The organism is Corallococcus sp. CA047B, from assembly GCF_003612065.1.
Taxonomy (GTDB): Bacteria; Myxococcota; Myxococcia; order Myxococcales; family Myxococcaceae; genus Corallococcus; species Corallococcus praedator.
This window is the reverse complement of the sequence record NZ_RAWD01000331.1, coordinates 1-9975: the sequence shown is the minus strand read 5'-3', so window position 1 is coordinate 9975 and position 9975 is coordinate 1. Positions and strand designations below refer to the sequence as shown.

Here is a 9975-nt window from a genome sequence, read left to right as displayed (position 1 = left end):
ACGGTGTACTGCACCGGGCGCAGCGTGCGCGGCAGGCCCGCCAGCGGGGATGCGCGGCCGGAGACGATTGAAGAGACGGCGGAGCTCGTCACGGCTCGGGGTGGGAAGGGCATCGCGGTGCGGGTGGACCACTCGGTGGAGGCGGAGGTGGAGGCGCTGTGCCAGCGGATCCGCACGGAGGCGGGACAGCTGGACGTGCTCGTCAACGACATCTGGGGCGGAGAGTCGCTGCACGAGCTGGGGCTGCCGTTCTGGAAGCAGTCGGCGCAGAACGCCCGGCTCATGTTCGAGCGCGCCATCGTCACGCACGTCATCACCAGCCGTCACGCGGTGCCGCTGATGTTGGAGCGGGACCGGGGGCTCATCGTGGAGGTGACGGATGGGGACCACTTCGGCTACCGGGGCGGGGTGGCTTACGACGTGACGAAGATGGCCGTCATCCGACTGGCCTTCGCCATGTCGCGCGACCTGCGCCGCACGAACATCACCGCGCTCGCCGTGACGCCGGGCTTCCTGCGCTCGGAGGAGATGCTGGACGGCTTTGGGGTGACGGAGGCGAACTGGCGCGACGGGACGAAGGTGAACGCGGACTTCATCGCGTCGGAGACCCCCTGCTACGTGGGCCGGGCGGTGGCGGCGCTCGCGGCGGACCCCGCCGTGCATCAGCGGGCGGGGCGCGTCGTCGCCTCGTGGACACTGGCGCGCGAGTACGGTTTCACCGACCTGGATGGTTCCCAGCCGCACTGGGCCGACTACTTCGAGAAGGCCTACGGGACGCGGTATCCGGTCGCGGACGAGGCGGCCTATGCGTCGTGGTTCGGAGGGCCCATCGAGACCGCGCTCCCGGACTGGCCGACCTACTGAGGGCAGGCGGGTGCCCCGGGGGGAACAGGGCCATCCCCCAGGCCCGGGCAACGCGCTATGGTCCGACGTGAGAGGTCGCGCACATGGCCAAGGGGCAGAGCAGGAACCGCGAGCCGGAGCCCGTCGACGAGACCCGCGTCGCGCCGCTCGATGATCTGGACGAGACGGAGGAGGTCCGCACCGAGCAGACCCAGGTGCCACCTCCTGCGCCCCGGGCTTCAGATGCTGGCGCGCCTGCGGCGGGGAGCACCGCTCGCAAGTCGTGGGGCAACCAGACCCGTGTCGCGCCCACCACGGGCGCGGACATCCGCGCGTCCGAACTCGCCGGGTACGAGACCCGGATGACGCCGCCTCCAGTTCCCGACGAGGACCTGGTGCTGGAGACCCGGGTGTCGGAGCCCCTCTCGCCTCCGCCCCGTGCCCGGGGTGGGGAAGGGCGGGATGCGCCGCGAGGCGGTCGCGGCGGTCGTGGTGGCGCCGACTCCGCGCGCGGCTCCGAGTCCGCGCGTGGTGGCGCTGAGTCCGGGCGCGGCTCCGAGTCCGCTCGCGGCGGTGCCGAGTCCGCGCGCGCCGGATCTCGGGAGGAAGGCTTCGGCCTGCCGGAGATCATCCGCGCGGGCCGGGGCGCGGAGCTGGACGGCGCGCCCGAACTCCCCCGCATCGCGGAGCCTCCCCGCCTGGGCCGGAGCCCCGACGCTCGCGGCGGCGACGAAGGCCGTGGTGCACGCGGAGGGCGGCAGGAGGAATTGATCCTCGCACCGCTGCCGTCCGCGCAGGCCGCCAGCCGGGCCGGTGAGCCGGAGACGGCCGAACTTCGCACCATGTTCGCCACCCACTCCGCCCTGCTCGCGGAGCGCCTCAAGTCCGAACTCCAGCACAAGATCTACGGCCGCACCCCGCACCGCATCCTGCGCGTGGACGAACCCGAAGGCCCCAGCACCGCGGGTGGCAAGCAGGCCCGGCAGGCCATCTCGCTGGTGGACCGCAAGGGGAGCGCGCCCGCGCTCGTCGCGGGCTGGGTGGACGTGGCCAAGGGACAGGCCTCGCTGCGCAACCACGAGGCCGTGGCGAAGCGCTACGAGTTCCAGCACGGCAGCCCCCTGGAGCTGCTCCCCGAGGAATACGACAAGTTCCTCACCGACGTGGAAGAGGTGCTGCGCACGTCGGCCATCCAGGTCCGCCTCCTCGTGCCGGATGAATCCGCGCCCACGCGGGCCATGGTGGGCCAGCCGGTGCCGCGCGCCGCCTCCGTCCCCGTGCGCTGGGTGGTGCTGCTCGTCACCGTCGCCTTTCTGTTGGGGCTCGCTGGCGGCGCGCTCCACGGCCCGGGCTGAGCCCCACCGGGCCGGATGACGGCGCGGGCGACGGCGGCCCGCGTCACTGTCCGCTCACGGAAGGGGGCCTGCTCACCGGTACGATGGCCGCTTCGCGCCTCCCTCCCCATGGTTGTGCCTCCCGCAGGCTCGGAAAGCCGGAGGCTCCATGGCGTCGTCCCGTCACCGACCGAAGTCCCGTTGGCGCAAGCTGCTGGGCGGTTTCATCGTCGCGGTCGCGGAGTCCTTCGCCCCTGACTCCGTGCTCGCGAACGGTGCTCCGAAGCGGGATGTCCATCCGCGTCATGGCCGTATCCCCGGGCAGGGCAGCGGCTCTCGGACACTTGGAATCCAAGGAGCGGATCCGCGCCTCCAGGAGTGAAGTCGGGGTGGGGGGCCCCGTGGTACGGTGCTCGCGTCATTTTTTCGGGGTGGAGCCCACGTGTGCTCGCCCTGGAACTTCGTGAGCCCCACCATGCGCAGAATTTCATTGCTTGCCCTCGCCTGCCTCGTCGTGACCGCGTGTTCGCGCGGGGACAAGGACGCGAAGGGCGGCGTCCCGGATGCCGGCCCCGCGTCGGCTTCGTCCTCGAAGACGAACGGCATCGCCGTCGAACCCCTGCCGGAGCCTCCCGCGCTCCAGATCGACCCTTCGGAGCTCGCGGACCAGGGCCCGTTGAGCGTCGTGGCCGCGCGGCCCCAGGGCAAGGCCAACGGCAACATCCGGCCGACCATCACCTTCACCAAGCCGATGATCGCCCTGGGCACGGTGGCCCAGGAGCGCGGGCTGGCGGCGCCCGCGAAGATTGAACCCGCGCTCCAGGGCGAGTGGCGCTGGGTGGGCTCCGCGAGCGTGGAGTTCGTGCCCCAGACGGGCGTGAAGCTGGCGACGAAGTACACGGTGACGGTGCCCGCGGGCCTCAAGGCCATGGACGGCACCACGCTGGCCGCGCCCTACACCTTCGACTTCGAGACGACGCGCCCCTCGCTCCAGTCCGCGCAGCCGGAGGTGGAGTTCAAATGGGCGCAGCCGGAGCAGGTCTTCACGCTGGTGTTCAACCAGAAGGTGAAGGACCTGCTCCAGCACGCGCGCCTGGAGATGGCGACCGGCGCCCCGGTGGCGCTCACGCTGGTGAAGGAGACGGCGTTCGCGGACATCAAGGAAGAGCAGGTGGGCAGCGGCCCGGAGCGCAAGTCCCAGGACCGGCGCGTGAAGTACGAACTGAAGCCCGCGCAGAAGCTGTCCCCCGGGACGAAGTTCACCCTGGTGGTGGACTCGACGCTGACGGGCGTGGAAGGCCCGCTGCCCATGGAGGAGGCCGTGCGCTACGGCTACTCCACCTACGGCGCGCTCAAGGTGGAGTCCGCGGGCGCGTGCGTGTTCACCTGGGGCGAGGAGACGTGCTCCTACGGCCCGCTGACCCTGCACACGTCCAACGAGCTGGACGTGGCCTCGCTCAAGGGCAAGGTGACGCTGGAGCCCAAGGCGGAGATCGACTGGGACCGCGTGCAGACGCAGATGCCGTGGTCGGGCTCCGAAATGACGAGCCCCTACGTGGCGCTGCCCGGCCGCTACCGCCCCGGCACCACGTACAAGATCAAGGTCGCCGCGGGCTACAAGGACCTCTTCGGCCAGACGGGCCCCGCCTTCCAGGGCGAGGCGAAGCTGTCCGACGTGGAGCCCTCGTTCGACTCCGGCTCCGACGAGGCGCTGGTGGAGGCCTCCGGTGACGGCTCGCTGCCGCTGGTGGTGACCAATGTCCCGTCGGTGGAGGCGGAGCTGTGGTCGCTGTCGCCCGCGCAGCTCGCGCCGGTGCTGGCCTCCGGCAACGAGTGGCCGACCGCGGAGCCGCTGAAGGTGACCGTCGACACGTCGGGCGCGCGCAACCAGCAGCGCACCGTGCCGCTCGACCTGCGGCAGGCGTTCAACGGCGCGAAGACGGGCCTGTTCGTCACGCGGATGAACGCGCCGGCGCTCAAGCAGCGCTACCCGCGCCGCATCGTGGGGCAGGTGACGGACCTGGCGGTGCACGCGAAGCTGGGTGCCACCTCCGGCGTGGTGTGGGTGACGTCGCTCCAGACGGGCGCTCCGGTGCCGGGCGCGCAGCTCACCCTGTGGGACAAGGCGGGCACGGAGCACTGGACGGGCACGACGGACAAGGACGGGCTCGCGAAGGTGCCGGGCCTGTCGGGGCTCATCCCCGTCAAGCGCGAGTCGTCCTGGGAGACGCCGTGGGCCATGGTGTCCGCGCAGAAGGACATGGACATCGGCGTGACGCTGTCCACGTGGCAGGGCGGCATGTCGCCCGGCGCGTTCTCGCTGATGAGCGCGTGGGACGGCCTCACCCCGGAGAGCCTGGGCTTCGTGTTCGCCGACCGTGGCATCTACCGCCCGGGCGACGACGTGATGCTCAAGGGCGTGGCGCGCTACCGCCGGCTGGGCGTGCTCAAGTCGCCGCCCGCGGGCTCCAAGGCGCAGGTGACGGTGTCCAATTCGCGCGGGGAGAAGGTCTTCCAGGGCGCGGCGGACGTCACGAAGTACGGCACCTTCCGCGCGGACATGAAGCTGGGCGCGGACGTGCCGCTGGGCTTCTACGACGTGTCCGCGACGCTGAAGATCGCCGGTGAGACGGTGAGCTACGGCGGCACCTTCCGCGTGGAGGAGTACCGCGCGCCGCAGTTCCGCGTGGACGTGGCGGTGCCCCAGCAGAACGCGGTGGCGGGTGACGCGCTCACCGCGCGCGTGGATGCGCGCTACCTGTTCGGCGGCGCCATGGGCAACTCGCAGGTGCGCTGGAGCGTGGGCCGGGCCAGCAGCTTCTTCACGCCGCCGGGCAACGAGGCGTTCACCTTCGGCGTGAACACCTGGTGGTGGGACGACGAGCAGCCGGAGCACAGCAGCGAGACCTTCGCCACGGGCGATGGCCACACGGACGCGGCCGGGCAGCTGGCGCTGGCGCTGGGCACGGCGGAGACGCCGGGCGGCAAGACGTGGGAGTACACGCTGGAGGCGGAGGTGGAGGACGTCAACCGCCAGCGCATCGCCAACCGCAACCTCATCACCGTCCACCCCGCAGACGTCTACGCGGGCCTGCGCACGCTCTCCACGGGCTTCGCGGAGGCCGGCAAGGAAGTGGGCCTGGAGCTGGTGGCGGTGACGCCCCTGGGCCAGCGCCAGGAAGGCATCGCGCTGGACGTGAACATCAAGCGCCGCGAATGGAAGTCCATCCGCAAGAAGGGCGACGGCGGCCAGTACTTCACCGTGACGGAGCCGGTGGAGACGGACGTGTCCAAGTGCTCGGTGAAGAGCGCGGCCACGCCGCAGGCCTGCAAGTTCACCCCCGGCGAGCCCGGCCTGTACGTGCTGGAGGCGGTGGCGACGGACGTGAAGGGCCGCAAGGCGACGACGCGGGATTCGCTCTACGTCACCGGCTCCGGCTGGGTGTCGTGGCAGCGCAACGACACGGACCGCCTGGACCTGGTCGCGGACAAGCAGCTCTACGACGTGGGCGACACCGCGAAGATCCTGGTGAAGAGCCCGTATCCGGAGGCGGACGCGCTGGTGACGGTGGAGCGCGAGGGCATCCTCAGCGTGCGCCGCGTGAGGCTCAAGGGCAGCGCCACGGCGCTGGACATCCCGCTGGGCGACGGGGCCATCCCCAACGTCTTCGTGGGCGTGGTGCTGGTGCGCGGCCGCGTGCCGGACGGCAAGGGGATTGAAACCGGTGACGACCCGGGCCGCCCCGCGGTGCGCGTGGGCTACACCGAGCTGAAGGTGGAGAAGAAGCAGAAGCGCCTGTCGGTGGCGCTGACGCCGGACGCGCAGGACAAGCGTCCCCGCGACAAGGTGACCGTGAACGTCGCGGTGAAGGACGCGGCGGGCAAGGGCGCGAAGTCGGAGGTGACGCTGTGGGCCGTGGACGAGGGCGTACTGCGGCTGACGGGCTACAAGGCGCCGGATCCGGTGGAGGAGCTGTTTCCGCTGCGCGGCCTGTCGGTGCGCATCGGCGAGCCGCTCATCCACCTGGTGCTGCGCAAGCTGTACGGCGAGAAGGGCTCGCAGCCGGGCGGCTCCGGTGGTTCGGACACGTCGGGCTCCGGCTTCCGCTCCAACTTCAAGACGACGGCGGTGTTCCAGTCGGTGGAGACGGACGACCAGGGCGTGGCGAAGGTGGAATTCACGCTGCCCGACAACCTGACCACCTTCCGCATCATGGCCATCGCCGTGACGGAAGGGGACCGCTTCGGTGTGGGGGAGAGCAAGGTGCAGGTGGCCAAGCCGCTGCTGGCGCTGCCGGCGCTGCCCCGCATGGTGCGCGTGGGTGACAAGGCGGAGGCGGGCGTGGTCATCCACACCACGAACCCGGCCATCAAGGAGGCGAAGGTCACCGCGCAGCTCACGGGCGTGCGCGTGGAGGGACCGACGGAGAAGACGGTGACGCTGGTGGATGGCAAGGCCCGCGAGGTGCGCTTCACCTTCGTGGCCGAACAGCCGGGCACCGCGGTGCTGCGCTTCTCCGTGGCGGGCGGCGGGGAGACGGACGGGGTGGAGCAGAAGATCCCCGTGCAGCTCCCGGTGGGCCTGGAGGCGGTGGCGACGTACGGCGACACCACCAGCGAGCGCGTGGAAGGCCTCAAGCCGCCGGGCGGCGTGCGGCCCGGCGTGGGCGGCCTCACGGTGACGATGTCGTCCACGGTGATGGGCGGCTTCGAGGAATCGATGAACCAGCTGGTGGACTACCCCTACGGCTGCCTGGAGCAGATGTCGTCGCGGCTGGTGCCGTTCGTCGCGCTGCGCGAACTGTCGGGCAAGTTCGGGGTGGCCTGGACGGGCGGTTCGGAGGAGCAGAAGCAGGAGTTCGTGCGCGGCTTCCTCAGTGACGACGCGCTGAAGGCGCAGGGCACGCTGGATCCGGACGCGGTGGTGCTGGCGACGGTGCGCAAGATCGAAGCGCTCCAGTCGCACGACGGCGGCTTCCGGTTCTGGGCCTCCAGCGAGTGCTCCTCGCCGTACGCCTCCGCGTACGCGACGCTGGCGCTCGCCCGGGCGAAGGAGGTGGGCTACGCGGTGAACGCCAACGTGCTCACCAAGGCGAAGAAGTTCCTGGCGGACAAGGTGGCGGCGGGCGTGTGCACCCCGTGCGGTTCGGGCTGCCAGTCCCCGGGCCTGGAGACGCGGGCCTTCGCGCTCTACACGCTGGCGCGCACGGGTTCGCCCCGGCCGTCGTACTACAACGAGCTGTTCGAGAAGCGGCAGTCCCTGCCGCTCTTCGCCCAGGCGATGCTGACGGACGCCATCTTCGTGGGGAAGGGCAACCGCGCGCAGGGCCAGACGCTGCTGCAGGAGCTGTTGAACAAGGCGCAGGAGACGCCGGCGGGCGTGCACTTCCAGGAGACGGACGCGAAGACGTACGCGCCGCTCTGGTCGTCGGACACGCGCACCACGGCGCTGGTGCTCCAGACGCTGGTGGGCATCACGCCGGATCACCCCTACGTGTCGAAGATGGGCCGCTACCTGGCGTCCTCGCGCGAGGGCGACGGCCGGTTCCGCAACACCCAGGAGGCGGCCTTCTCGCTGATGGCGCTCTCGGACGTGGTGCGCCGCAAGGAGAAGGACGTGCCGGCGTTCGAGGCGGTGGTGAAGCTGGGCGGACAGGTGCTTGCGTCCGCCGACTTCCGGGGCCGCGACCTGGGCGTGAAGACGGTGCAGGTGCCGGTGGAGAAGCTGGGCCCCGCGGACAAGGCGCAGCCGCTGACCTTCGGCGTCAACGGCACGGGCAACCTCTACTACGGGGCGCTCCTGCGCTACGCGCCGGCCGCGATGCCGTTGGATCCGATGGACCGGGGCCTCATCGTCCAGCGCTGGTTCGAGCCGTACAACGGCGGGGGCCAGGCCAAGGCGGCGCGTGCGGGTGAGCTGGTGCGCGTGCGCGTGCGCGTGGCGACGCCGATGCGGCGCCACTTCGTGGTGGTGGACGTGCCGCTGCCCGCGGGCCTGGAGGCCGTGGACACGTCGCTGGCCAGCACCGCGCAGCTGCCCGGACCCGCGGGCTCCGGCGAGGAGGAGGGGCCCGGCGAGGGCTACGACTACGAGAGCGGGGAGGACCTGTCGGAGACGGACGAGCCCCGCAGCCCCTGGGCGACGCGCTTCTGGTCTCCGTTCAACCACACGGAGAAGCGGGATGACCGCGTCATCTTCTTCGCAGACGACCTGCCTCCGGGCGTGCACGTGACGAGCTTCGTGGCCCGCGCCACGACGCCGGGTGACTTCGTGCTCAAGCCGGCGAAGGCGGAGGAGATGTACGCGCCGGAGGTCTTCGGCCGCTCCGAGGGTGGGCGCTTCCCGGTGCTGATGCCGGACGAGGTCGCTTCGAAGTGATGAAGCGCCTCACGCTTCGTGGGGTGGCGCGCGCCATGGCGGTGGCCATGGCGCTCGTCGGGGTGGGGTGCATCGGCTTCATCGCGATGCCCCTGCCGGGGACGTTGCTGTCCCGCGAGGCGCTGTCCTCATTGGTGCTCACCGACCGCACGGGTCAGGCCCTGCGCGAGGTGCTCTCCCGCGAGGACGGACGCAGTGTGGGGCTCGTGGGGGGGCGCATTCCCCCGCTGGTCCGCGCGGCCTTCATCGCCGCGGAGGATCAACGGTTCACGTGGCATCCGGGCGTGGACCCGGTGGCGGTGACCCGCGCGGCGCGCGACAACGTGAAGTCGGGGCGCATCGTGTCGGGGGCGTCCACGATTGCGCAGCAGCTGGCGCGCCGGCTGGTGCCGCGCGAGCGTTCGTGGTGGGGCAAGGCGGGCGAGGCGCTGTGGGCGCTGCGGCTCACCGTGCACCTGTCCAAGGACCAGGTGCTGCTGGAGTACCTGGACCGCGTGCCGCTGGGAAACTCCACGTTCGGGGTGGAGGCGGCGGCGCGGCGCTATTTCGGGCGTCCGGCGGAGCGGCTGTCGGCGGGACAGGCGGCGCTGCTGGCGGGGATGGCCCGGTCGCCCGCGCGGAGGGATCCGTACCGCCGGCAGGACGCGGCGATGGCGGGGATGCGCGGCGTGCTGGCGCGCATGGTGGAGGAGGGCTTCCTGACGGCGGAGGAGGCGCGGCTGGCGGCGGAGACGCCGTTGGACCTGGTGCCGGTGGAGCGGGTCTTCGAGGTGCCGCACCTGACGACGGCGCTGCTCCAGCGGCTGCCGGAGCTGGGGTTGGATCATGCGACGCGCATCGAGACGACCATCGACCCGGCGCTCCAGGCCGCCGTGGAGAAGGCGATGGTGGAGGAGCTGCGGGGCCTCGCGGAGCGCAGGGTGGGGGAGGCGGCGGCCATCGTCCTGGACAACGCGACGGGCGAGGTGCTCGCGTACGTGGGCTCCTCGGACTTCCTGGACGAGGCGAAGGGCGGTCAGAACGACGGCGTGCGGTCGCTCCGGCAGCCGGGGTCCGCGCTGAAGCCGTTCGCGTACGGGCTGGCGCTGAGCAAGGGCTTCACCCCGTCCAGCGTGCTCGCGGACGTGGAGGTGCACCTGGCCACGCCGGGCGGCTCGTACGTGCCCAAGAACTACGACCGGCGCGTGCACGGCCCGGTGCGGCTGCGCGCGGCGCTGGCGTCCAGCTACAACATTCCGGCGGTGCGGCTGGCGGACGCGCTGGGGCCGGAGCAGGTGCTGCGCGTGCTGCGCGAGGCGGGCTTCCAGAGCCTCAAGGAGACCGCATCGCACTACGGCGTGGGCATCGTGCTGGGCAACGGCGACGTGACGCTGCGCGAGCTGGCGCGGGCGTACCGGGGGCTGGCGCGGGGTGGGGTGG

At 71.5% G+C, this 9975-nt stretch carries 4 protein-coding genes; all 4 read left to right on the top strand.

The genetic code is table 11. The features are described from left to right. Positions 1-864, top strand: an 864-nt coding sequence (locus D7X74_RS34360; RefSeq protein WP_120537226.1) for an SDR family oxidoreductase, incomplete at its 5' end; no start/stop codon positions are given. An 83-nt stretch (positions 865-947) separates the two neighbouring features. Then, positions 948-2198 (top strand): hypothetical protein, encoded by a 1251-nt coding sequence (locus tag D7X74_RS34355; RefSeq protein ID WP_120537224.1) that lies wholly within the window; start codon positions 948-950, stop codon positions 2196-2198. Positions 2199-2652: 454 nt separating this feature from the next. Further along, positions 2653-8556 carry an Ig-like domain-containing alpha-2-macroglobulin family protein gene (locus D7X74_RS34350; RefSeq protein WP_120537225.1) on the top strand — a complete coding sequence of 1968 codons (5904 nt, stop codon included), beginning with the start codon at positions 2653-2655 and terminating at the stop codon, positions 8554-8556. After that, on the top strand, positions 8556-9975 hold a 1420-nt coding region (locus D7X74_RS34345; protein WP_199741962.1), incomplete at its 3' end, for a transglycosylase domain-containing protein. The genes D7X74_RS34350 and D7X74_RS34345, both read left to right, overlap by 1 nt.

What these genes read in the sequence shown, in the direction of transcription:
- D7X74_RS34355 (WP_120537224.1), top strand. Translation starts at nt 948, where the DNA reads ATGGCCAAGGGGCAGAGCAGGAACCGCGAGCCGGAGCCCGTCGACGAG.
- D7X74_RS34350 (WP_120537225.1), top strand. Translation starts at nt 2,653, where the DNA reads ATGCGCAGAATTTCATTGCTTGCCCTCGCCTGCCTCGTCGTGACCGCG.